At 65.9% G+C, this 23786-nt stretch carries 24 protein-coding genes and 1 pseudogene; 11 read left to right on the top strand and 14 right to left on the bottom strand.

Annotated features, from left to right (window positions below; genetic code table 11):
- Positions 1-27: 27 nt before the first annotated feature.
- Genes ABL843_RS33430 through ABL843_RS33410 form a run of 5 tightly spaced genes read left to right on the top strand, consistent with a single transcriptional unit; the run spans position 28 to position 4475 of the window.
- The gene (locus tag ABL843_RS33430) at positions 28-1440 is read left to right on the top strand and encodes an ABC transporter substrate-binding protein (protein ID WP_418120650.1); all 1413 of its coding nucleotides are present in this window, start codon (positions 28-30) and stop codon (positions 1438-1440) included.
- Positions 1441-1482: 42 nt separating this feature from the next.
- On the top strand, positions 1483-2301 hold the full coding sequence (locus tag ABL843_RS33425; RefSeq protein ID WP_418120868.1) for an ABC transporter permease: 819 nt from the start codon (positions 1483-1485) through the stop codon (positions 2299-2301).
- The gene (locus ABL843_RS33420) at positions 2298-3146 is read left to right on the top strand and encodes an ABC transporter ATP-binding protein (RefSeq protein ID WP_418120649.1); all 849 of its coding nucleotides are present in this window, start codon (positions 2298-2300) and stop codon (positions 3144-3146) included. Before ABL843_RS33425 ends, ABL843_RS33420 begins: the two co-directional genes overlap by 4 nt.
- A gap of 8 nt (positions 3147-3154) precedes the next feature.
- On the top strand, positions 3155-4180 hold the full coding sequence (locus ABL843_RS33415) for a HEAT repeat domain-containing protein (RefSeq protein WP_418120648.1): 1026 nt from the start codon (positions 3155-3157) through the stop codon (positions 4178-4180).
- Positions 4170-4475, top strand: coding sequence for a gamma-butyrobetaine hydroxylase-like domain-containing protein (locus ABL843_RS33410; protein ID WP_418120647.1), 306 nt, complete (start codon positions 4170-4172; stop codon positions 4473-4475). The genes ABL843_RS33415 and ABL843_RS33410 overlap by 11 nt, the downstream gene beginning before the upstream one ends.
- Before the next feature lie 88 nt (positions 4476-4563).
- On the opposite strand, the gene ABL843_RS33405 is transcribed toward ABL843_RS33410, so the two are convergent.
- A complete protein-coding gene (locus tag ABL843_RS33405) occupies positions 4564-4908 on the bottom strand; it encodes a hypothetical protein (RefSeq protein ID WP_418120646.1) in 345 nt (114 codons plus the stop codon).
- 496 nt (positions 4909-5404) lie between these two features.
- Between ABL843_RS33405 and ABL843_RS33400 the strand changes: the two are divergent.
- A pseudogene (locus ABL843_RS33400) lies at positions 5405-6568 on the top strand (IS3 family transposase).
- Here the strand turns inward: ABL843_RS33400 and ABL843_RS33395 are convergent.
- The 12 genes from ABL843_RS33395 to ABL843_RS33340 form a co-directional block, all read right to left on the bottom strand.
- Complete coding sequence (locus ABL843_RS33395; protein ID WP_418120645.1) at positions 6545-8068, bottom strand: mannitol dehydrogenase family protein; 1524 nt, start codon at positions 8066-8068, stop codon at positions 6545-6547. The pseudogene ABL843_RS33400 and the gene ABL843_RS33395 overlap by 24 nt on opposite strands.
- Before the next feature lie 14 nt (positions 8069-8082).
- Positions 8083-9294: a D-mannonate dehydratase ManD gene (gene manD / locus ABL843_RS33390; RefSeq protein ID WP_418120644.1), complete on the bottom strand. Its 1212-nt coding sequence runs from the start codon at positions 9292-9294 to the stop codon at positions 8083-8085.
- 49 nt (positions 9295-9343) lie between these two features.
- Complete coding sequence (locus ABL843_RS33385) at positions 9344-10138, bottom strand: amino acid ABC transporter ATP-binding protein (protein WP_418120643.1); 795 nt, start codon at positions 10136-10138, stop codon at positions 9344-9346.
- Positions 10135-10794: an amino acid ABC transporter permease gene (locus ABL843_RS33380; protein ID WP_418120642.1), complete on the bottom strand. Its 660-nt coding sequence runs from the start codon at positions 10792-10794 to the stop codon at positions 10135-10137. Before ABL843_RS33380 ends, ABL843_RS33385 begins: the two co-directional genes overlap by 4 nt.
- A 14-nt stretch (positions 10795-10808) precedes the next feature.
- Positions 10809-11474, bottom strand: coding sequence for an amino acid ABC transporter permease (locus ABL843_RS33375; RefSeq protein WP_418120641.1), 666 nt, complete (start codon positions 11472-11474; stop codon positions 10809-10811).
- Positions 11475-11535: 61 nt separating this feature from the next.
- Positions 11536-12573, bottom strand: coding sequence for an L-idonate 5-dehydrogenase (locus ABL843_RS33370; RefSeq protein ID WP_418120640.1), 1038 nt, complete (start codon positions 12571-12573; stop codon positions 11536-11538).
- Positions 12574-12685: 112 nt separating this feature from the next.
- Entirely contained in the window at positions 12686-13522 is an 837-nt protein-coding gene (locus tag ABL843_RS33365) for a substrate-binding periplasmic protein (protein ID WP_418120639.1), read from the bottom strand.
- Between the two features lie 31 nt (positions 13523-13553).
- On the bottom strand, positions 13554-14405 hold the full coding sequence (locus ABL843_RS33360; protein ID WP_418120638.1) for a substrate-binding periplasmic protein: 852 nt from the start codon (positions 14403-14405) through the stop codon (positions 13554-13556).
- A 61-nt stretch (positions 14406-14466) separates the two neighbouring features.
- Complete coding sequence (locus tag ABL843_RS33355; protein ID WP_418120637.1) at positions 14467-15201, bottom strand: FadR/GntR family transcriptional regulator; 735 nt, start codon at positions 15199-15201, stop codon at positions 14467-14469.
- A gap of 330 nt (positions 15202-15531) precedes the next feature.
- Complete coding sequence (locus tag ABL843_RS33350; RefSeq protein WP_418120636.1) at positions 15532-16218, bottom strand: RraA family protein; 687 nt, start codon at positions 16216-16218, stop codon at positions 15532-15534.
- 14 nt (positions 16219-16232) lie between these two features.
- Positions 16233-17219 carry a Bug family tripartite tricarboxylate transporter substrate binding protein gene (locus ABL843_RS33345; protein WP_418120635.1) on the bottom strand — a complete coding sequence of 329 codons (987 nt, stop codon included), beginning with the start codon at positions 17217-17219 and terminating at the stop codon, positions 16233-16235.
- Positions 17216-18445, bottom strand: a complete 1230-nt coding sequence (locus ABL843_RS33340) for a pyridoxal phosphate-dependent aminotransferase (protein WP_418120634.1) — start codon at positions 18443-18445, stop codon at positions 17216-17218. The genes ABL843_RS33345 and ABL843_RS33340 overlap by 4 nt, the downstream gene beginning before the upstream one ends.
- 102 nt (positions 18446-18547) lie before the next feature.
- Here ABL843_RS33340 and ABL843_RS33335 point away from each other — a divergent pair, with 102 nt between their 5' ends.
- Together ABL843_RS33335 and ABL843_RS33330 are read left to right on the top strand one after the other, a co-directional pair.
- On the top strand, positions 18548-19531 hold the full coding sequence (locus tag ABL843_RS33335) for a LysR family transcriptional regulator (protein ID WP_418120633.1): 984 nt from the start codon (positions 18548-18550) through the stop codon (positions 19529-19531).
- Between the two features lie 550 nt (positions 19532-20081).
- Entirely contained in the window at positions 20082-20264 is a 183-nt protein-coding gene (locus tag ABL843_RS33330) for a hypothetical protein (RefSeq protein ID WP_418120632.1), read from the top strand.
- Positions 20265-20429: 165 nt separating this feature from the next.
- Here ABL843_RS33330 and ABL843_RS33325 read toward each other — a convergent pair whose 3' ends face one another.
- Entirely contained in the window at positions 20430-20903 is a 474-nt protein-coding gene (locus ABL843_RS33325) for an ester cyclase (RefSeq protein WP_418120631.1), read from the bottom strand.
- 100 nt (positions 20904-21003) lie between these two features.
- Here ABL843_RS33325 and ABL843_RS33320 point away from each other — a divergent pair, with 100 nt between their 5' ends.
- From ABL843_RS33320 to ABL843_RS33310, 3 genes are all read left to right on the top strand, one after another.
- Positions 21004-21876: a helix-turn-helix transcriptional regulator gene (locus tag ABL843_RS33320; RefSeq protein ID WP_418120630.1), complete on the top strand. Its 873-nt coding sequence runs from the start codon at positions 21004-21006 to the stop codon at positions 21874-21876.
- A 69-nt stretch (positions 21877-21945) separates the two neighbouring features.
- Complete coding sequence (locus ABL843_RS33315; protein ID WP_418120629.1) at positions 21946-22896, top strand: hypothetical protein; 951 nt, start codon at positions 21946-21948, stop codon at positions 22894-22896.
- A gap of 27 nt (positions 22897-22923) precedes the next feature.
- Positions 22924-23604: a hypothetical protein gene (locus tag ABL843_RS33310; protein WP_418120628.1), complete on the top strand. Its 681-nt coding sequence runs from the start codon at positions 22924-22926 to the stop codon at positions 23602-23604.
- Positions 23605-23786: the final 182 nt, after the last annotated feature.

The following is a 23786-nucleotide window of genomic DNA, read 5'->3' as shown; positions in this document are numbered from 1 at the left end:
TCCGCACATTGCAACCGGAGCATCACGATGAAGACCCAGAGAATCCTGACCGCGTGGGCCGCGGCCCTCGGCCTGCTGCTGGCACTGCCCGCGGCTCAGGCCGAGACCATCCGTATCGCCATCGGCACGCAGGACACCACGATCAATTGCGCCACTGGCGGTTTGCTGATCCGTGAACTGAAGCTGCTCGAGAAGTTCCTGCCACGCACCGGCAAGTACAAGGACGCGCAGTATCAGATCGAGTGGAAGAACTTCACTTCGGGGGCGCCGCTGACCAACGAGATGGTCGCGGGCAAGCTTGACCTGGGCTCGATGGCCGATTTTCCTGGCAGCTTCAACGGCGCTGCCTTCCAGAAGGCCGGACGCAAGAGTATCTTCATCACGGTGCTTTCGGGCAGCACGAGCGGCAGCGGCAACGGCATCGTGGTGCCGAAGAATTCGAAGGTGCAGTCGATCAGCGAGCTCAAGGGGCGGACCATCTCCGTGCCTTTCGCATCGACTTCACACGGCATGCTGTTGCGCGCCATCCAGGCGCAGGGCTGGGATCCGCTGAAGGACGTGAATATCACGACCCAGGCGCCCGAAGTGGCGGGGCCCGCGCTGCAGGCCGGCAAGGTCGAGGCGCATGCCGACTTCGTGCCGTTCGCAGAGCTCTTCCCCTACCGCGGGTTCGCACGCAAGATCTACGACGGCTCGCAGGCGAACGCGCCCACCTTCCACGGCAGCTTGGTTGACGAGGACTATGCGAAGAAGTACCCCGAGGTGGTCGTGGCCTACTTGCGCGCGGCGCTCGAGGCCGACCGCCTCGTGGCGGCGGAGCCCGAGAAGTACAGCGAACTGATCGCCAAGGTCACTGGCATCGAGGCCGAGGTCAACTACCTGTTCCACGGCCCGCTGGGCCTGCAGACGCGCGACCTGAGCTGGAAGCCCGAGTACCGCCAGGCCGTGAAGACTTCGCTGGACACGCTGCGCCTGCTCAAGCGCACCGACAACGACATCGACGCCAATGCCTTCGTGCAGGACGGCTACGTCCGAACCGCCTTCAAGGAGGCGGGGCTGGACTACGACCGGCAACTGAAGAACTATGCGCGCGCACCGTTGGCGGCAAAGGACGCCGCCACGGGCAAGCCGATCACGGACACGAGCCGCGTGGCGCAGATCTGGGTCGCCGGCGAGGCGCTGGTGCGGCACTACGCCTCGCCCGAGAATGCCTTCGGCGACCTGCAGAAGCTGGAAAAGGCCGGCAAGAAGGCGCGTGTGGTGTATGCGCAGGACCGCAACAGCGGCAACAAGCTGCTGGCGGCCGATGCCTGGTTCGTGCTCGGGCCCAAGGGCGAGGTCGATGCCTTCCTGCTCAAGGAGCAAGCCGAGGGTTGGGCTACCAAGCATGGGGGCAGGGTGGCGGACTTCGCTGGCGTTCGCGCCGCGCTGGCCGGCTGACACCCTCTCGGATACCTCGAGCACCGCGCGCTCCCATCCATGATGGCCAGCTACTTCGTCTCCTCTGTCGCGATCCTTCGCGATGGCCTGCCGCGGGCCACCCTGCGCGTGGCCGCGCTGTTCGGTTGCCTGTTCGCGTGGCATTTGGCCACCGGCCAGCGCATCGACCTGGGCTTCATCACCTTCCGCAACGTGCCCTCGCCGCGCGAAGTGGCCGAATCGGCGTGGGCGCTCGCGCAGTCGCCGCTGGTGCTGGAGCACCTGGGCGCGAGCCTGCGACGCGTGTTCATCGGCTTCGGGCTGGCCGTCGCGCTGGGCGTGGCACTGGGCTTGGCCATCGGCCGCGCACGATGGGCCGAGGACGCACTCCTGCCACCACTGGAAGTCCTGCGGCCGATCCCCGCGGTGGCTTGGATCCCGTTGGCAATCCTGATGTTTCCCTCCTCGGAAGCATCGATGGTGTTCATCACCTTCGTGGGGGCACTGTTCCCCGTGCTGCTCAACACCGTCCACGGCGTGGAGGCCGTGGATGCGCGTCTCGTTGCCTCGGCGCGCAGCCTGGGCGCTGGCCGCTTCGCCGTGTTTCGCGAGGTGGTCCTGCCCGGTGCGCTGCCGAGCATCGTCACAGGCCTTGCGATCGGCATGGGCACGGCATGGTTCTGCCTGGTCACGGCCGAAATGATCTCGGGCCAGTTCGGCATCGGCTACTACACGTGGATGTCGTACACGATCCAGAACTACGCCGACATCGTGGTGGGCATGCTCTGCATCGGCGTGCTCGGCATGGGCAGCAGTGCGCTCGTGCGCAGGGCGGGCGAGCTGCTGATGCCCTGGCGCAGGGTGCAGGAGGCAAGACGGTGAAGGACGACGTGAGAGCCGGACGCATCGTCATCGATGGCTTGCGCGTGCGCCTCGGGCATGGCGCGCAGGCCTTCGACGCAGTGCAGGACATCACCTTGCAGATCGAGCCTGGCGAATTCGTTTGCCTGCTCGGCCCCTCTGGCTGCGGGAAATCGACGCTGCTGGGCGCGCTGGCCGGCCATCTGACGCTTGCCAGCGGGGCCATCCACGTGGATGGCGAAGCAGTGCGCGGACCGCATCCGCAGCGGGGGCTGGTCTTCCAGCACCACACGCTTTTCCCGTGGAAGAAGGTGCTGGACAACGTCGCCTTCGGACTGAAGATGCAGGGCGTCGGCCGTCGCGAGCGCGATGCCAGGGCGCACGAGATGCTGCGGCTCGTGGGCCTGGATGCCTTCGCGGGCTTCTATCCCTCCCAGCTCTCGGGCGGTATGCAGCAGCGCGCGGAGATCGCGCGGGTGCTCATCAACCATCCGCGCGTGATGCTGATGGACGAGCCTTTCGGCGCGCTCGATGCCCAGACCCGCCTGATGATGCAGCGCCAGTTGCTCGATGCATGGACGCGCGTGCGCACCACCATCGTCTTCATCACGCACGACATCGACGAGGCGCTGTTCCTCGGCGATCGCGTGCTCGTGATGGGGCCGCGGCCGGGCCGTATCGTCGCCGAGTTCACACCGGACTTCGCCCGCCCGCGTGATCCGTCGTTGGTCACTTCCTCCGAATTCATCGCGTTGAAGCGGCGTTGCCTGCAGCTGCTGCATCCGCATGCGGGATCCAGCGAGCCGCTGGAGCGCCTCACGCCACTCGGCAAGCCCGCTGCCGCTCAACTGCACTTTGCGATCTAGACACAAGAATGACCCTCTCGATCCTCGACAATCCCGAATTGCAGGCCATTGCCCCACGCTTGGTCTCGCCCGATGCCGAAGTGCGTCGCATCGCCGTGATGGACCTCGGCGACTTGGCCGATGAGGCGCACACGCCGCTGTTGGTCGTTGCCCTGCGAGACGCAGAGCCAACCGTGCGCGCCGCAGCGGCAATGGCGCTCGAGAGCATGGAGAACCAAGCTGCCGTCGAGGGACTGGCAGCGGCCCTCGACGATGCCGAGGTCGAGGTGCGTGAAGCTGCTGCCCACAGTCTGGCCGAGTTGAAGGAGCCAGCCTCTGCCGCTTGGCTGCTGCCGCATGCCGGTGCCGGCCCGGCCAGGGTGCGTGCCGCCGTCTTGCGTGCTCTGCGCGAGCTGCGGGCGCCCGCGAGTGCCGAACCTGCGCTCGCGGCGCTGCAGGCGCCGCCAAAGGACGCGGAGGCCGCCGGTGGCGCCAATGCCGCGGATGCCGCGGCTCTGCGCCGTGAGGCGGTCGGCGTGCTCGGCTACCTCAAGCATGCCGGTGCACTGCCGGTGCTGGCGGCGCTCTCTGCGGCCGATCCGGTGGATGAGGTGCGTCGTGCCGCCGTGGGCGCGCTGGCGTTTGCGACGGACGACGCGCAGGCGCGCGCGGCACTCGAAACCGCGCTGCGCGATGCGAGCTGGCAAGTGCGGGAGGAGGCCGCGACCGCGCTCGGCAAGCTGCAGCAGCCCGAGGCGGCGAGGGCACTGCTTGCGGCGCTGGACGATCCCTATTGGCAGGTCCGTCTTCGCGCGGCGCGAAGTCTCGGCAGACTGCGCAGCGCCGAGAGCGTCGCTCCGCTGCTCGCGGCATTGGCCCATGAGATCAGCAACCTGCGCAAGGAGGCCGCGCTGGCACTCGGCGAAGTCGGTGATGCAGGTGCGCTGCCGGGTCTCGAAAACGCAGCGCACGATCCCGACCCTGAAGTGCGCAAGTCCGTGCGACTGGCCATCGCGCAGATCGGCGGACGCCTTGCCGTGTCGCATGGCGCCTGAGTCCATCGTCGATCATCGTCTCCGCGGGGCGTTGGAGTTCCGCTGGACGGACGGGGCGCAGCATGTGGTGTCATATCAATCGCTGCGCGCCAATTGTCCATGTGCCGGTTGCAAATCGTGGCGCGCTGCATCGGGCAACAGCATCGCAAGCGAGCGGTTGCCGAATGAAGGCGTCGAGGTCAGGGACATCCAACCGGTCGGTACCTACGGTGTGCAGTTCGTTTTCAGCGATGGGCACGACAGGGGGATATTCCCTTGGGTCTTTCTCAGATCACTGGTGGCGGGAGTCCTGTGAACTCTGGCTGCCATGGCGCAGTTGCACGGTGCTTCGTCCGAGGGGCAAGCCTTGATCTGACAGAACGGCGCGTGTCTGCCCACCTGCATCAATCGTCGTCGGACCAGTCGTGGTAGTGGTAATGGTTGCTGTGATAGCTGTTGTGCTCGACACGCAGTGATGTGATCGGCGCTTGGTAGGCTGGTGGTGCGGGGCGATAGTAGACCGGTGGCGCCGGACGCACGAGAACTTGCGAAGGGTAGTACGACGGCGCCGGAACGACATAGGTTGGCGCTGGCTCGTAGTAGATGGGGGCTGGTGCCACGACAACGGGTGCAGGTACGCTGATACCGAAAGACCAGCTGACCCCTGCATGGGCCGGGGTCGCCGCCATCAGCGCAGAGAAGGGCATGACCACAGCGATCATGCGCTTCGTCAAGTGGTTCAAGAACATGGATGACCTCCAACATAAAAAATTCAGTCCTCGGAATACCGAGAGGCGGGCGTTCGTGGGCGTGTCTTTCCCGGTCAGATGACCGGTGGTACCCATGGAGCATGGTTATGACGTGCGTTGATAGAGACGCGGCGTGGCTTCCATGGAGATTCGGTGAAGATGGTGAACTGAACTGCCGATGACGGAGCATCTCCGGACAGGAATCTGGATTGCCAAGTCTGTTCGGAGCTTTCTATGCCGAACTCTTAATAGCGATGCTTCGAGAAATCTCGCTGGCATTCCCATCGGTCACGTTCTTTGCACGCGGTGTTGGCGAAGAAATGTTCGACGCATGGGCTCGTGGCATTCGCGCTGGCGAAGTCCATCGGGAATTTGATCCCTTTGAGCCTGCAGAGTAATAGCTGCTCTCGGCCAGATAGCCGGCGTCGATGACCTGCTCCCCATAGGGCGTACCAGTTGAAGGTTAGTAGAGTCCGTTTTCAGAGAAAGAACGGACATGAAGAAGAGCAGATTCACCGACGAGCAGATCATCGGATTTCTCAGGCAGGCCGAGGGCGGTATGGCGATCAAGAAACTGTGTCGGCCTGGGCGGCTTCAGCGATGCGACCTTATACAAGTGGCGCGCCAAGTTCGGCGGCATGCAGGCCAGCGAAGCCACACGGCTGCGTGACATCGAGAGCGAGAACGCCAAGCTCAAGAAATTGCTGGCTGAAGCCCACCTGCACATCGGAGTGCTGAAGGTGGGCTTCGGGGTAAAGCGCTGACCCCGCAGGCCAGGCGCCAGGCCGCTGCCAGGATGGTTGAGGAACTGTCCATCAGCGAGCGCCGCGCCTGTCGCTATGCGGGGTTGTCCAGGACCAGCTACCGGGAGCCTCCCAACATGGACGAGGCCACGGCCAGCCTGAGCACGCGAATCGTCGAACTGACGCATGAGCGCAGACGCTTTGGCTACCGGCGCCTCCACGATCTGTTGAGCCTTGAGGGGCATCAGGTGAACCACAAGCGCGTGTGGCGGCTGTACAAGTTGGCCAACCTGTCGGTGCGCAAGCGCCGCAAGGTCAAGCGGGTCAGCGGCGAGCGCCAGCCGCTGGCAGCCAGCCGGCACATCAATGAAACCTGGAGCACGGACTTCGTGATGGATGCACTATCCAACGGCCGGCGCATCAAATGCCTGACGGTGGTGGACGACTTCAGCCGCGAGTGCGTGGAAATTGCAGTGGACCACGGCATGGGTGGCGAGTACGTCATACGCTTGCTGGACCAGGCAGCGCAGTTCCGCGGCTACCCGTTGGCGATCCGCACCGACCAGGGGCCGGAGTTCACCAGCCGGGCCTTCATGGCCTGGGCCGCTACGCGCGGCGTTCGGCACTTGCTCAACGACGCGGGCTGTCCTACCCAGAACGCCTATATCGAGAGCTTCAATGGCAAGTTCCGCGACGAATGCCTGAACGAACAGTGGTTCGAGTCGCTCGCGCAGGCCAGGCGAGAGATCGCCCGTTGGCGACGCGACTACAACGAGGTGCGGCCCCACAGTTCGCTGGGCCGCATCTCGCCAGCAGGTCGCCGCCTTGCATCGCCAGCGCGCTGGCGATGCAAGGCAATCACCGGAGATCAAGTAGTCTCTACAACCTTCTCGCTAACTCAACATTGGTACGTCTGAAGGGGGCAGGTCAAAGGCGGTGAGGGCACCCATCACGCCGCGGGCTTCGAGCACGCCCAGGTGCCACGCTACCGCAGCCACGAAGCGCGGCTCACTGCCCAGTTTGCCGAAGACCGGGGCGAATCCGGTGAAGAAGGCGACACGCTCCTGCACCGAAGAAGCCGCGCCCGCCCGCGCGAGCCGGTTGGCCAGCGCGGCCGCGAGCGGGTCCTGTATGTCGTGCGTCGCACCGGTCTCGTCCACGCCGCGCAGGTAGTGAAGCCACGCGGCCACGGCCAGCGCCAGCCGGTCGATCGGCAGCCCCGCCGCAAGCCGCTCGCGCACGGTGCCCAGCAGGCGCTGCGGCAGCTTTTGCGAGCCGTCCATAGCGATCTGCTTCGTCTGATGTTGCAGGGCAGGGTTCAAAAAGCGCTGCAGCAGCCGGGCGCGATGCGCATCCAGATCCAGCCCCGGCATCGCCGGCAGCGTCGGCGCGATCTCTTCCCGCATCAGCGCGTCGATGTAGCCGCGCAGCTCCGGCACCGCCATCGCGCGGTCCACGGTGCGCAGCCCGGCCATCGCACCGAGATACGCCAGCGCCGAATGGCTGCCGTTGACCATGCGCAGCTTCAGCCGCTCGAAGGGCTCGGCATGCCCGACGAAGCGCGTACCGCCGGCCGTCCAGTCGGGCCGGCCGTTGGCGAAACGGTCTTCCACCACCCATTCGAGAAAAGGCTCGCCGACCACCGGCCAAGCGTCTTCCATGCCCAGCCGCGCGGAGATGCGCTCGCGGTCGGCATCGGTGGTGCGCGGCACGATGCGGTCGACCATCGAATTCGGAAAGGTGCAGTGCGCGTCGATCCAGTCGTGCAGCGCGCCGTTGACCTGCTTCGCGAAGGCCAGCACGATGCCGCGCAACGTGTCGCCGTTGGAGGGCAGGTTGTCGCAGGACAGCAGCGTGACCGGCGGCAGCCCGCGCTGGCGGCGCAGGTTCAGCGCATGCACCACGAAGCCGGGCATGGTGCGCGGCGCCGCCGGATTCGCCAGGTCGTGCGCGATGTCAGCGTCGTCCAGCCGCAGCTTGCCGGTGGCCGGGTCGTGGTGGTAGCCCTTCTCGGTGATCGTGAGGCCGACGATGCGCGTGTCCGGGTGCGCGATGCGTTCGAGCACCGCCCCCGGGTCTTCGGGCGCGACAAGCACGCCGAGCAGGTTGCCCACCACCTGCAGCGCCTCGCGCGGGCTGCCGTCTTCGGCCGCGTCGCGCAGCGCCAGCGTGTAGAGGCCGGCCTGCGGCTGCAATGCGTCGCGCGTGTCGGCGGCGCGAAGCGAGACGCCCACCGTGCCCCAGTTCAGATCGCCGCTCGCATGCAGTGCCGCCTCGTTGACGACCGCGAGGTGCGCACGGTGGAAGGCGCCCACGCCGAGATGGACGATGCCGGCGCGCAGCGCGTCGCGCGCATAGCGCGGCCTGGCGACGTCCGCGGGCAGTCGGGGCAGGGCGTCGGGATGCAGTCGCTGCACGGTGTTCACTCCGCTCACCAGTTCCACAGCGTGCCGTCGTGCTGCTGCCGGTTCACCGGCAGGTAGGCGCGCTTGTACGGGTACTTCGCCGCAAGCTTCTCGTCGATGTCCACGCCGTGGCCCGGTGCTTCGCCCGGATGCAGCATGCCGTTGGCGAAGCTGTAGGCGTGCGGGAAGACCGCATCGGTTTCCTCGGTGTGGCGCATGTACTCCTGGATGCCGAAGTTGGGCACCCACATGTCGAAGTGCAGCGCCGCGCCCATGCAGGCCGGCGACAGGTCGGTCGCGCCGTGGCAGCCGGTGCGCACCTGGTAGAGCGAGGCCAGGTCGGCGATGCGGCGCAACTGCGTGATGCCGCCCGCGTGGACCACCGTGGTGCGGATGTAGTCGATCAGCTGGTTCTCGATCAGGTCCTTGCAGTCCCAGATGCTGTTGAAAATCTCGCCCACGGCCAGCGGCGTGGTCGTGTGCTGGCGGATCAGCCTGAAGGCTTCCTGGTTCTCGGCCGGCGTCGCATCTTCCATCCAGAACAGGTTGAAGGGCTCCAGCGCCTTGCCGAGCCTGCCGGCCTCGATGGGCGTCAGGCGGTGGTGCACGTCGTGCAGCAAGTGGATGTCGGGGCCGACCGCGCTGCGCACCGCGTCGAAGAGCTTCGGCGTGTGCTCCAGGTACTTGGCGGTCGACCAGTCGTGCTCGCTCGGCAGGTCGGCGTCGGCCGGCTCGTAGAACATGGTGCCGCGGCCCACGCCGTACACCTTCTCCAGGCCAGGCACGCCGCTCTGCGCGCGGATGGCCATGTAGCCTTCTTCCTTGTAGCGCAGCACCTCTTCCACGGTCTGCTCGATGTCGCGGCCGTTGGCGTGGCCGTACACCATCACGCCGGTGCGGCTCTTGCCACCGAGCAGCTGGTACAGCGGCATGTTCGCGGCCTTGGCCTTGATGTCCCACAGCGCGGTGTCGACCGCGGCGATGGCGGTCATGGTCACCGGGCCGCGGCGCCAGTAGGCGCCCTTGTAGAGGTACTGCCAGATGTCCTCGATCTGGTGCGCGTCGCGCCCGATCAGGCAGGGAATGACGTGCTCGGTGAGGTAGGCGGCCACCGAGAGTTCGCGTCCGTTCAGCGTGGCGTCGCCGATGCCGGTGAGGCCCTCGTCGGTCTCGATCTTCAGGGTGACGAAGTTGCGCCCGGGGCTGCAGACGATGACGCGTGCATTGGTGATTTTCATGGCGTGACTGTTGTGCGTGTGTCTTGGGGGAAAGAGGGAAGGTCGGCGCTCAGCCGTTCCAGCCGAGATGGCCGAGGAAGTCGCGGGTGCGCTCCACCGTCGGGTTTTCGAAGATCTGCTGCGGCGGGCCCTGTTCGATGATGGCGCCGGCCTCGAACACCACGACCCAGTCGGCCACGCGCCGCGCGAAGCCCATCTCGTGGGTCACGACGATCATGGTCATGCCCTCCTGCGCGAGCTTCTGCATCACGGTCAGCACCTCGCCGACGGTCTCGGGGTCGAGCGCCGAGGTGGGCTCGTCGAACAGCATCACCTCGGGCTCCATGGCCAGCGCGCGGGCGATGGCCACGCGCTGCTGCTGGCCGCCGGAGAGGTTGGCCGGGAAGTTGCCGGCCTTGTTCGCCAGGCCCACCTTCTCCAGCAGCACCATCGCGCGGGCGCGGGCCTTGTCCTCGGGCATGCCGAGCACGGTGACCGGGCCCATGGCCACGTTGTCCAGCGCCGACTTGTGTGGAAACAGCTCGAAGCTCTGGAACACCATGCCCATGCGCTGGCGCACCTTGCGCACCTGCGACTCCTGCGTGGGCAGCGGCACGCCGTCGACCAGCACGCGGCCGCCGTCGATGCTCTCCAGCGCGTTCGTGCAGCGCAGCAGCGTGGACTTGCCCGAGCCCGACGGGCCGATCAGGCACATCACCTCGCCCTTGTGCACCTGCAGCGACACGCCGCGCAGCGCCACGAAGTCGCCATACAGCTTGCGGACGTTCTCGTAGACCAGCACCGGCGGCTGGTCGGCGTTCTTGCGCGCGGGCGCGAGCGATGCGTTGGGTGTGCTTGCGTTCATTCCTTGACTCCGTACTTGCGGTGGATCCAGTCCACTAGCTTGGCCTGCGGGTAGCCCATGAGCCAGTAGATGGCGGCCATGGCGGTGAGCATCTCCAGCACGCGGAAGGTCTGCGCACGGATCTGCATCGAGGTGTAGGCCAGCTCGCCCACGGCGATGACCGAGACCAGCGAGGTGTCCTTGAAGAGCGAGATCCAGGTGCTCGCGATCACCGGCAGGATGCGGCGCGCCGCCTGCGGGATCACCACCTTGAACATCGCCTGCCGCCGCGACATGCCCATGGCGAGCGCGGCTTCCATCTGCCCCTTGCGGATCGAGTTGATGCCGGCGCGGAAGGTCTCGGCGTTGTAGGCCGCGATGTTCAGCACCAGCGCCACCAGCGCGGTGGTGATCGGCGAGAACTGCACGTCGAAAGCCATGGGCATCACGTAGAAGGCCCAGTAGATGACCAGGATCAGCGGCAGGTTGCGGAAGAACTCCACGAAGCCGAGCGAGACCGACTGCGCCAGCCGGTTCGAAGACAGGCGCATCAGTGCCAGCACGATGCCGCCGGGCACCGCCAGCAGCATGGTGACGACCGTCAGGCCCACCGTGAGCGCGGCGCCTTCGATCAGCGCGGCGCGGTGCGTCCAGATCACGGACCAATCGAAATTCATCTTGAGGGCCTTTCCTACGAGCGGCCGAGGTGCGCGAAGCGGCGGTAGAGCCGGTCCACGCCCCGCGTCACGGGGAACAGGATGCAGAAGTACGCGACCATCACCGCGGTGAAGACCTCCACCGGCCGGTAGCTCTGGCCGGCCACGGTCTCGGCGCGGTGCATCAGCTCGGGCACGGCGATCACGGTGGCGATGGCCGTGTCCTTGATCGCGATGGTGAGGATCGAGCCGAAGGCCGGCAGCATCCGCACGATGGCCTGCGGCAGCAGCACCTTGCGCAGGATCTGCGCGCGCGACATGCCCAGAGCGAGCGCCGCGCGCGTCTGGCCCGGGCGGATCGACTCGATGCCGGCGCGGATCACCTCCGCCGCGTAGGCCGCGATGTGCAGCGTGAGCGCGACCAGCGCGGCCCAGAAGGGGGGGAAGGTCACGTTGGCGATGATCGGGAACGCGAAGTAGATCCAGATCAGCACCACCAGCACCGGAATGGCGCGCATCGAGTCGATGTAGAACACCAGCAGCGGCCGCAGCCAGCGCGGCCCGTACATGCGCAGCAGCGCGATCGCCAGGCCCGCCAGCAGGCTCGTGACCGCGCTGACGATGCTCAGCAGCACCGTCATGCCCAGGCCGCTGGCGAAGAAGCGCCAGTTGTCGACGATGGGGGAGAAATCGAAGTCCATGGCTGGAAGCTCCGTCAGTCGAAGGAGAGGAAGGAAATGAAGGCGAGGGCGGCCATCGTCGTCAGAACGTGACCATCACCTTCATCGCGCGCTGCCGGTCGGCCGCCAGCGCGAAGGCGTCGTGCACGCGGGCCACGGGCACGGCTTCGGTCAGCAGCGGCGACACGTCGAGCACGCCGCGGGCGAGGTAGTCGACCGCCCATGCGTACTCGTCGACGAAGCGGAAGCTGCCGACGAAGGAGAGGCTCTTCACCATGATCTGGTTGAAGGGGCAGGCCTCGCTGTTGCCGCCCAGCGTGCCCACCTGCACGATGGTGCCGCGAGGGCGCGTGAGGCGGATGCAGTTGGCCAGCCCCGCATAGTTGCCCGAGACCTCGAAGCTCACGTCGACCTGGCCCTTGCCCTCGGCCAGCGCTTCCAGCGCAGCCGGGTCCTTCGCGACGTTGATGGTCTGCGTGGCGCCTACCCGAGTGCAGGCGGCGAGCGTCTGGTCGACGATGTCCACCGCGATCAACCGGCTCGCGCCTGCCAGCTTCGCGGCCATGAGGATCAGCGCGCCGATGGGGCCGGCGCCGACCACCATCACCGTCTTGCCGAGCAGCGAGCCGGCTTCCTGCACGGCATGCAGCGCCACCGCCAGCGGTTCGCCGAAGGCGGCCAGCTCGAAGGGCAGGTCCGCGGGCACCGGCACGCACTGGCTCGCCTCGACCACGACCTGCTCGCGCATCGCGCCCTGCATGTGCGGCCACTTGCTGGCGCTGCCGAAGAAGTGCACGTTCTCGCAGTGGTTGGAGGCGCCCATGCGGCAGAAGCGGCACTGGCCGCAGGTGCGCGAGGGGTTCACCGCCACGCGGTCGCCCGCGCGCACCGACGTGACCTGCGAGCCCACTTCGAGCACCAGCCCCGAGGCTTCGTGGCCCGGCGTGAGCGGCGCGCGGATCAGGAAGTCGCCGACGCGGCCGTGCTGGTAGTAGTGCAGGTCGGAGCCGCAGATGCCCACGGCCTTGATGCCGACGCGCACCTGCGTGGGGGACAACGCCTCGACGGGCGCTTCTTCCACCCGCAGGTCGCGGGCGCCGTGGATCTGGCAATTCAACATGATGGGAGCCTCGATGAAATGATGGGCAAAGGGCGACCCGCGGGCAGCGCCGATGGCGGCGGCCCGGAAGGCGCTATCAGGGAAAAGGGGCGCGCCCCACGGGGCGCTCAACTCACTTGAGGTTCTGCGTCATGCGGCGTTCCTCCGCGGTCACCGCCGGCTGCATGCGCTGCGCCACCGCGCGCAGCCAGTCGAGGTACACCTGCTGGTCCTTGGCCACGCCCATGCCGGCCTGGATCTCGAAGATCTTGCTGTCCTGGCAGTCGTTTTCCTTGGGGAACGCGGCCAAGCCCTTCACCTTCTTGCTGATGTTGGGCCACAGCATGCGGTTGAGCGGCGCCACGTCGGAGCGGCCGGCCACCACTTCCTCGATGGGCGCCACCGAGCCCGAATTGGCCACGCCGCGCAGCTTGGCCTTGGGGAACTGCTGGCGCACCAGCGGCTCCTCGCCCGCGCCGGAGAAGTAGGCGACGGTGATCTCGGGCTTGTTGAAGTCCTCCAGCGTCTTCGCGCTGGTGAACTTGGGGTTGTCGGCGCGGCCGAACATGCACACGCCGGTGCTGGAGAAAGTGACGAAGTCGATGATCTTCGCGCGCTCGGCCGTCTGGTTCAGCGGGCCGATCATGATGTCCATCTGGTTGGCCACCAGCGCCGGCACCTTGGTCTCGTGGCTCACCGCCACCGGCACCATCTTCACGCCGAGCAGCTTGGCGAATTCCTTGCCCAGCAGCCACGAGGGGCCGGCCCAGTCCTCGCCGTCGCCGCTGGTGTTCTGCACCAGCCACGGCGGGTTGTTGACCACACCCACCCGCAGCACGCCGGCCTTGCGGATGGCGTCCACCCGTGCGCTCGCACCGGGTGCGGGCGGGGTCTGCGCCGAAGCGACGGAGCCCAGGGCCAGCAGCGCCGTGGCAAGAGTGGCGCGGGCCAGGAAAGTGGCGATCTTCATGACGGTCTTCCTTAGGGTTTCTGGTGTTCGTTCACTGCAGCCCGTTCACGATGCGCGCCTCGTCGGCATCCAGGCGCGGCTTCTGCGTCTTGGCGACTTCGCGCAGCCAATTCAGGTAGACGGTCTGGTTTTTGTCCACCGCCAGGCCCACGGGCGAGGCCTTCTCGGTGCTCGACTGGCAGTTGTTCTCCTTCGGCAGCACGGCCAGGCCCTTCACCTTGTGCTGCAGCGTGACCCACGGCACGCGGTTGATCGGTGCCGCATCGGCGCGTCGGGCCATGATTTCCTCCACCGGCGCGGTCGCGCCCGAGCTGGCGACGGCGCGCAGCTTGGCCTGCGGGAAGCGCTCCTTCACCCAGGCTTCTTCCGCGCCGCCGGTGAAGTAGGCGATGGTCACATCGGGCCGGTTCAGCTCGTCCACCGAGGCGGCCTTGCCCAGCTTCGCGTTGTCGGCGCGGCCGAACATGCACACGCTGGTGGCGGAGTAGATGACGAAGTCCACCACCTTCAGCCGCTCGGGCGTCTCGCCCAGCGGGCTGATGGTCATGTCGACCTGGTTGGCCGCGAGCACCGGCACCTTGGTCTCGTGCGACACGGGCACGGTGCGCAGCTTCACGCCCAGCTGCTTCGCGTACTCGTTGGCCAGCAGCCAGGCCGGGCCGCTCCAGGGCTCGCCCTGGCCGGTGGTGTTCTCGATCAGCCAGGGCGCGTTCTGCAGCACGCCCACGCGCAACTCGCCGGCCTTGCGGATCGCGTCGATGCGCGGGCTTGCGCCGGGGGCGGGCGCGGTCTGCGCGGATGCGCCTGTTGCGGCGGCCGCAAGCAAAGTCAGGGCGAAGCAATGCGCGGCGATGCGGCATCGCCGATTGACGGTCAGTCTCATGGTTTGTCTCCGTGGTTTTCGGGGTGGCTCCGGCCGCTGGCCGGTCACCGGGTGCCTGCTCTCAGCGCCAGGCTTGCGCGAACTCGCTGATCACGCGCTCGATGTGCGCGCGCATCGCCTTGCGCGCCTCGTCCGCATCGCGCTCCAGCAGGGCGTTGAAAACGCGCTGGTGGTCGTCCTGCGAGGCGCGGCGCAAGGCCGGGGTGTGGAAGTGGGCTTCCAGCTGGGACCAGATCGGCGCCTTGGTGTGGTCCCACACGGCGGTCACCATCTGCAGCAGCACGCTGTTGCCGGTCGACTCGGCAATGCGCAGGTGGAAGAGGCGGTCGGCCGCCTCGTTGGCTTCCTTGTCATGCATCTTCTCGCGCATCTCTGCCAGGGCGCTGTAGATGCGGTCGAGGTCGCTGTCCTTGCGGCTCTCGGCGGCCACCGCGGCGATCTCGCCCTCGATCAGGCAGCGCGCGCGCAGCAGCTCGAAGGGGCCCGGGCCGGGCGACAGGGTGTAGGCGGAAACGGGTGCTGCCGCGCCGGGCGCCGGCGCGCAGACGTAGATGCCCGAGCCGCCGCGCACTTCGACGTTGCCCTGGATCTCCAGGACGATGATCGCCTCGCGCACCAGCGTGCGGCTGACGTTGAAGCGGTCGGCCAGCGCGCGTTCGGAGGGCAGGCGGTCGCCCACGTTGAATTCGCCCTCGGTGATGAGGGCGGCGATGCCGGCCGCGAGCTTCTGGTACGAGCGGTTGTCGGAATCCGGCTCGCTCGCGGGCAGGCGTGGGAGTTCGTGGATGGTTGCCATGTGGTGAGCCAGTCTAAAAGTGGTTCACCAATTCCCCGGTAGTGGTTTACCACTAGGGCGCAGCGGGCCTACGATCAAATGTCCGGATCAGGGCTGCGCGGGCAATGTTTTGATTCCCATGCAATCCCGGCCCCGGCTTACGGGACTATCGGCGGATGCTTGCGGTTCGCAAGCCGCCTGCGCCAGTTAAATATCGGTTGTCATCCACCTCGCGAGATCGGCCTCCGTTCACAGGCCTATCGTTTGGATCGCGATTGAATCGATGAAGCCGTGGGAGGAGTTCTGCGAACTTCGCGGCGGCTGCCAAATCCAAGCTACGTCGCGCTCGCCCTATAGTGTCTCGTTCCCACTGAGCACTCCCGCGTTGCGCAATGCGGTGTTCAGCCATTTGGCCGCCGTGTTGCCGTTCTTGATAGCCTCGATGCGCGCGGCCTCGTCCTCGACCTTCTTCGCAGCCACCTGAAGAAGCGTCTCCACCTTCTCCCGTTCGACAACGACCACGCCATCCGCATCGCCGATGACGAGGTCGCCGGCGCGTACCGCCACGCCGCCCACCGACACCGGATGCCCGATGCGCCCCGAGGCCAGCTTGGTCGGCCCGTTGGGATTGGTGCCGACCGAGAACACCGGGAAGCCCATCTCGTCGATTTCCACGCTGTCGCGCACCGCGCCGTCGATCACCACGCCCGCGATGCCGACCTGCCTGCAGGCGTTCATCATGATTGTGCCCATGAGGGCTGCGCTCTGGTCGCCCTTGCCGTCGATCACGAGCACGTCACCGGGCTTCGCGAGTGCGATGGCGGCGTGGATCATCAGGTTGTCGCCGGGTCGCACTTCCACTGTGAGCGCGCTGCCCGCCAGTTTCATCCGGTGGCGCAAGGCCTGGATGCGGCCGTGCAGGGCGCCCCGGCGTCCTGCCACGTCGGCGAGGATGGCTGGCTGGAAGGCCGAGGCCTGGCGAATCAGGTCGGAAGAGACGCGCTCGAAGTCGCGGACGATGTCTGGAAGCTGGTTCATTCGCTGGCTCCCGTTCATTCGGCCTTGACGTCCGCGTCCTTCACCACGCGGCCCCACTTGCGCTTGTCCGCGGCCAGGAAGGCTCGGAACTGCTCCGGCGTGCTTCCCACGGGCTCCAGCCCGTCGGCGATGAGCCGCTTGGCGATCTCGGGCATCGCGAGCACCTTGGCGATTTCGCGCTGGATTCGTTCGACCACGGCCGGCGGCGTGTTCTTCGCGGCGCAGATGCCGGCCCAGGTCACGGGGTCGAAGTCGGAAACGCCGGCTTCCGCCACGGTCGGAATGTCCGGAAAGGCCGGCAGCAGGCGCGGGCTGGCCACTGCCAGCGCGCGCAGCTTGCCCGAGCGCGCGTACTGCATCGAGCTCACGGGCTGGTCGAAGATCATCGAGACCTGGCCCGCGATGAGGTCCGTCATTGCCTGGCCGGTGCCCTTGTAGGCCACGTGGACGATGTCGATGCCTGCGCGGCTCTTGAGCATCTCTCCCGCAAGGTGCCCGCCCGTTGCGGTGCCCGAGGAAGCGAAGTTGATCTCGCCCGGCTTCTGCTTGGCGTAGGCGATGAGTTCCTTCACGCTCTTCACCGGCAAGTTCGAATTGACCAGCAGCATGTAGGGCGCGTTGACCACCTGCGTGACCGGCACGATGTCCTTCTCGGAGTCGAAGGGCATGCTCTTGAGCACATGCGGCTGGATCGACAGCGTGCCCGTGGTGCACATCAGCAGCGTGTGTCCGTCGGCCGGCGCCGCGAGCATGGCCGACGCGGCGATGTTGCCGCCGGCGCCCGGCCGGTTGTCGATCAGCACCTGCTGCCCGAGCCCTTCGGCCAGCTTCGGTCCGATCAGGCGCGCGACCATGTCGTTGGAGCCGCCGGGCGAGAAGCCCACGAGGATCTTGATCGGCTTCGACGGAAAGGCATCGGCGGCCCATGTGTGGGTGGCGCCAAGCCAGGCGGTGCCGATGGCAAGCGCCGGCAGCAGCTTCAGAAGGGTGCGGAGTTTCATTGCGGTTCCTGGTTGATAGCGTGGCCCGAGAGTTCGTCGCGTGCCCGCGCCATGCGCCGGCAGCCTTCCTGCAGCTGTTCGGTGCTGGCGGCGAAGGAGACCCGGAAATGCGTGGGCACCCCGTAGGCGCTGCCTTGCAGAGCGGCAAGGTCCTGCGAATCGAGCAGGTGCATCACCCAGTCGTCGCTGCTGTCGATCGCCGTGCCCTTGCTGTTGCGAAGCCCGAAGAGCGCGCTGCACGAGGCGAAGACGTAGAACGCGCCGTCGGGCACCTCGCAGCGGATGCCGTCGATGGCGTTGAGCGCGGCGACCACCATGTCGCGCCGTTTCTCGTACTCGAGCCGGTTGCTGGCGATGGTGTCCTGCGGCCCCGTGAGCGCCGCGACGGCCGCGGCCTGCGCGATCGAGTTCGGGCCGGAAGTGCTTTGCGACTGCAGCTTGACCATCGCCTTGATGAGCGCCGAGGGACCCGCGCCGTAGCCGATGCGCCAGCCCGTCATCGCGTAGGCCTTGGACACGCCGTTCACGGTCAGCGTGCGGTCCTTGAGGTCGGGCGCCGCCTCGGCCATGGTGGCGAACTCGAGGTCGCCGTAGATCAGGTGCTCGTAGATGTCGTCCGTCAGTATCCAGACGTGGGGGTGGCGGCGCAGCACCTGCGCCAGCGCCTGGAGCTCGGCGCGCGTGTAGGTCGCGCCGCTGGGGTTGTTCGGCGAGTTGAGCATCAGCCAGCGCGTACGGGGGGTGATGGCACGCTCGAGGTCGGCGGGCTGGAGCTTGAAGCCCGCGGCCACCGGGCAGTCGACGAAGACAGGAACGCCGCCGGCCAGCAGGGCGATGTCGGGGTAGGAGACCCAGTAGGGCGCCGGCACGATGACCTCGTCGCCCGCCGCGACCGTGCAAATGAGCGCGTTGAAGATCACCTGCTTGGCGCCGGTGCCGACGATGATCTCGCCCGGCGCGTAGGCCAGCCCGTTCTCGGTCAGGAACTTGCCCGCGATGGCTTCCTTCAGCGCCGGCGTGCCGCCCACGTCGGTGTAGCGCGTCTGGCCGTTGGACATGGCGCGGATGGCGGCTTCCTTGACGTGGCCGGGCGTCTCGAAGTCGGGCTCGCCCGCGGTGAGGCCGAGGATGTCCCGGCCCATCGCGCGCAGCTCGCGCGCTCTCTGGCCGGCCATGGAGCTGGGGGACGGTTTGATCCGGTTCAGGCGTGGGGCGATGTGAAGCATGCACGCAGTATCAAAGTCCGCCCGCCGCGGGACAAACGAGAAATCGGACCGCCGCGCTATTCCTTTTTTTCCTGGCGGACCACGGGCGTACATTCCGCAGGCATGAACTTCACCTTCAAGCAGCTGGAGGCCTTTCTCTTCAGCGCCAAGCTCCAGAGCTTCAGCGCCGCGGCGGTGAAGCTGCACACCACGCAGTCCGCCATCTCCAAGCGGCTGGCCGAGCTCGAGGATTCGCTGGGCGGCCCCTTGCTGCACCGCACCTCGCACGGCCTGGAGCTGGCCCACTCCGGCCGCGAGCTACTGCCGCTGGCGGAAGAGGCCCTGCGCCTGTGGCAGCGCATCGAGCACGACATCAGTCTCGACAAGACGCTGCGCGGCACCTTCCGTGTGGGCGTGACGGAGCTGATCGCGATGACCTGGCTCACGCGCCTGATCCAGCTGCTGCAGAAGCTGCATCCCGAGGTGACGCTGGAGCCGGTGGTCGATGCGGGGCTGACGCTCTTCGAGCGCCTGGAAGCCAACAAGCTCGACCTGACCATCATGCCCGGCACCTTCTGGGGACAGGCCTTCGAGTCGATCAAGGTGGGGCAGGTCGACCAGGCCTGGATCGCGAGCCCGAGGCTGGGCATTCCGCAGCGGGCGCTGAAGCCGCATGAATTCGCCGACTACCCGGTGATCGAGCAGCCTGCCGGCGCCTCGAAGAACAGGTTCTACGAGGCCTGGCGCGCCGAGCACGGCTTCCGCTTCGGCAAGGTGCTGCTGACCAACAGCACGACCGTCTTGCGCGAACTGACGATCAGCGGCTTCGGCATCAGCCAGCAGGCGCTCGACTATGTGCGCCCGGACATCAGGAGCGGCCTGCTGCGCGTGGTCAGGAGCGACCCCATGCCGCCGCCGCTGGTCTACAGCGCGGTCTACCGGCGCGACAACGCCAGCCCCGCGCTGGCGCGCATCGTCGAGCTGACCGTGAAGACCTGCGATTTCACCTTGCGGGCGAGCCAGCACGATATTGCACAAACGCCTCCGCAGCGAGTCGTCGGTGTGCGGCGACGTACAGCACGCCAGAATGCGAAAAAGCGCACCTAGAGCCTTGCCCCGGTGATGCGTGAGCAAAGTCGGTGCGGCTTGCTGAACAGCTACGAGAGATCTGAGCGTCGGACAGAATCCGGCCACAAGGCGACGCGTGTAGGTTCTTCAGGCTTCGCGCGATGGAGGCCATTGAATGGCCCACCCGACCGATACAACTACCCGATCATTTGCCCAAGATGTGAAAAAGGCGAGATCGCCGCGACGACAATCAGATGCAACGGCGCTGGATTGTTCGTCTGTGAGGAGTGCGAGGCTACTTGGTTCGTCGCGTCCGAGATTGGGATGAAGCCCTTCGTGGACCTCGGTTCCCATCTGCAAAGCTTGGGACTCGCACCGACCTGGGATGAGCTTGACGCCCAAGTTTTCTAGACCCGACCCAGCCACAACGAGACTTCCAAAATGCTTGCCTAATTGCCACTGGAATCTTGCTAATACGTCACCGCAAACGGGCTTTTCGAGGGCCGAGTTGTCACGGCAACGTATGGGGGTGACATTGTTCTCTGGGGGAGAGGCAGAAGGGGCATCTGCCAACGCAGCCAACGCAGCCATGGAAGCCGACGCTTGCGCTCCAGGCTTCATCGCTTTTGCTGGGGACGGCGGTGGCGAGGTCTTCATGTTCGACAACGCCGGAGCCATCTACTTACTCCCGATGATCGGGATGGAAACGGTGGCTGCCATGCCCGTTGCCGAGAACTTTCTAGAGCTCTGCAAAGGGTTCCAAAACGAATGACGGGCACGTGCAGACTCGTGTGCCCCTGTGGCAAAGTTCGGCCACAACCGGGCTTTCGCACCGTCGGAACAGCACCATCTATGAGAGCTTCCGAGCGAACCGTCGGTTGGCGGATTCCGATCTCTCAGCCCCAATCGGACGGACCAAATTCCCGCCATCACAGCTTCATGCCCGAGCACCTCCCGGGCGAACGACAATGCCGAGTGCGAGCCACGCCTCCTGCGCATCCACCACATCCCAGTGCTCGACCAATAGCCCGTCTTGTAGGCGATAGCGATCCGCCGTGGAGAAATGCAGGGCTTTGCCGGTGGCAGGCACGCCGAAGAAGACGCCGGTGTGAGTAGCCTCCCACCTAGTCATCGCCATGAGCCCTTCGTCTTCGACCATGACCTCCTGGCGCACTGGCTTGAGGTCCGGCAAGCCGACGTAGAAGGTTTTCACGAATTCCTTGTAGGCGGGCCGAACATCGACGTGCGGTCCACTGCTCGATCGCGCTGCCTCCAGCAGAGGACGGACATTAGCGCTGTGGCTGGAGAATTCCGGATGCAGGTGGTCGTCGACGGCCGTGAGGTCGCGCCGATCGTAGAGCCGGCTGCGAAAGTCCAGAAAGCGTTCCCTGGTGCGGGCTGTTGAAGTCATCGGGTGTTCCTTCGTCGGTTGAAAAGCCCAGCGTAAAGCGCCTAATATCCCTCGACAAGACAGGAAGTTATCCAGGTATCAGAACCACCAGCCTCGCGCAATGAGCCATCCCTCCAGCCCCCAGGCGCGTGCCGAAGTGGCCGCGTTCCTGCGCAGCCGCCGCGAGCGCCTGAAGCCCGCGGAAGTCGGTCTCCCCACAACGGCGAGGCGACGCACGCCGGGCCTGCGGCGCGAGGAGGTCTGCCATCTCGCGGGCGTCGGCCTCGCCTGGTACACGTGGCTTGAGCAGGCGCGCGAGATCGAGGTGTCGGCACATTTCCTCGACCGCATCGCCCGGGCACTGAAGCTCGATGCAACCGAGCGCGCGCACCTTTTCACGCTGGCACATAACCGTCCGCCGCCGATCGTCCCTGGTCCCTCGCTGGCGGTCACGCCGCACCTGCGCCGCATGCTCGATGCGGTCACCGGGCCTGCCTACCTTGCCACGGCATCGATGCACGTGATTGCATGGAACGACGCACTCTCGGCCGTGTTCGGCGACCTCACGACCATCGCACCTGAAGACCGAAACATGCTGTGGCTGGTGTTCGCGAGCCCGGCGCACCGCGCGGCGATACCGCAGTGGGAAACCGATGCGCGCGCGATGCTCGCGCGCTTTCGCGTCGAGTTCGGGCGGCATCGCGACGACCCGGCCTTCCTCGCATTGATCGAGCGCCTGGAGGCCGTCAGCCCGGAGTTCAGGCAGTGGTGGCCCGACCATGATGTCAGCATGCGCATCGATCGGACCAAGCGCTTCGAGGTGCGCGGCGTTGGCCGGATGGAACTGGAGCAAAGCTCCTTCATGGTCGAGGAATCGCCAGACATGCGGCTTGTCGTCTACACGCCGGTCGATGCACAGAGCACACGGAAGTTGAGACTGCTGGAACGCCGCAGGAATGATCGAAATGCACCATGGTCAGTCACTGGCAAGTGACCGTTATCACGTGCATTTCGATACGCCTCCTGAGACACATGGCAGACTAGGCCTTTCCGGGGAAGAGCAATGCCCATCGCGTTCACCAGAACCGTCCATCCCATCGACTTCTCGGCCCTTTCAGGCCACGAGTTCGAGCGATTGGTCTTCGCCACGCTCTTGCGCATGAGAGCCTGGCACTCGCTGAACTGGCATGGCCAGACGGGAGGCGACGGCGGCCGCGACATCATCGGTCTCTGCGATGATCAATACGGGCACCGCTCCACCGTCGTTGTCGCGTGCGCGAACTGGCAAGCATTCACGCTGGGAAAAGCGAAAAGCGACATCGATAACTTCACCCAGACGCTCAGCTCTCTCCCGAACGAGATCGTCATCGTGGCAGGAGGCTCGGTCGGCGCTGACACGAAGGATAAGATCGACAAGCACGCGCGCTCCAAGGGTGTCCACGCGACACAGACATGGTCAGGCGCAGAGTTTGAGGAGCATCTGCGCTTTCATGCGGCATCAGTCTTGGATCGCTTCTTCCATGGCATCGAACTGCCGGACGAAGAGCAATCCTTGAAAGACTTCGTCCACAAGCTCGATCCCGCCACGGCCGCGGAAGCCGCCGAAATGTTGGCGAGGCTCTTCCGCCGGCCGGCATTCGAAACTCCGATCCAGCAAGAGAGCTCCTTGCCTGCATTTCGGCAAGCCATAGGAGATACCATTGGCGCGCTCAACACAGGGATCTGGCGCGACCGAGAAGGTGCCGTCATCTCGCGTGTGCCATCAATCATGACCTTCTCGGACAGGCGAGTCGTGGACAACTTCGAAAAGTGCGTCGCCAGTCTTAACAAGCTGCGCGTTGCTTTCGACGACGGGATCCGAACGAAAGGCATTCGGCCTTGTCAATGCAATGTGCCTGACTGCCCGGTATTCATGGTCGATGACAAGTATCGAGCGTTACTCGAAGCCGAGCGGGGTAAAGTCATGAGCTACGTCGAGCGAGCGTTGGCAGCACTCCGGGCGAGTCAAGCCTGATTGAGTCCGGAGTCTACGAGTGACGGCATGGCTGTGTCGGACGAACAAAAAATGAATAGTCAAAAGGGTCGCGCCGAGGGTGACCAAGGCAGGCGAGCCGATGAATCGGCGTCGGATGCAATGCATCGACTGTTGGGTCGACTAGTTCACGCCTACGCGCGGCTCGACCATTACGTCGGCCTTCAGCTCAAATGGCTTGGCGACTACCGCGCGCAGCCCGTCGAGCAACTTCTTCGCAAGACCATTCCCTTCGACATGCGGCTCCGCCGGCTGAAGAGGCTCGCAATCGAGACGTGGGGTCACACCGACCAGGCTGTTGCCAATGAGTTCCGGGAGTGGTTCGCGGCGGTCGAACGGATTCAGAAGCAACGCAACAACTTCGCTCACGGGCGCTGGGGAGATCCTCGAACGAGTGCGGATGTCGTCCAGTTCGTCGAGCTGACCTTCGAGACGGACGCCGACGAAACGAAGCCTGAACTCACCATTTCCCTTGCGGAGTTCGGTCGATTGGTGAGCGAGGTAGAGGGGCTTTCAGCAAGTTTCATGGCGCTCCAGAAAAAGTTCGAGAGGAGGGTGCGCTACAGGAAAGACCGGGAAGATGCCAGTCCCGCCGGATATGCAAACTGGGTGGCTTATCAGGGGGCGCTCAGCAAGCGAAAAAGCCATGCCACCGGTGCGCGTGGCGATCGCGCAGCGGCTGCTGGGTGAGCTTGAGTTCTCGGCACAGCCGCACACCGGCCACCTGTGGCTGAAGCTGCCACCCTCTTGGTCGAGCGCCGCCAGCGATCCCAATACCGAGTTCGAGTCTCAGCGCGCCCCCTTCTTGTCCTATATGCGGCGTGGGAATGGACTATGGCGCAAACCCGCCTGCACGCCAGAAGAATTGCAGG

It is taken from the genome of Variovorax sp. 350MFTsu5.1, from assembly GCF_048302515.1.
GTDB classification, from domain to species: domain Bacteria; phylum Pseudomonadota; class Gammaproteobacteria; order Burkholderiales; family Burkholderiaceae_C; genus Variovorax; species Variovorax guangxiensis.
This window is presented reverse-complemented; position numbering and strand designations above follow the sequence as displayed.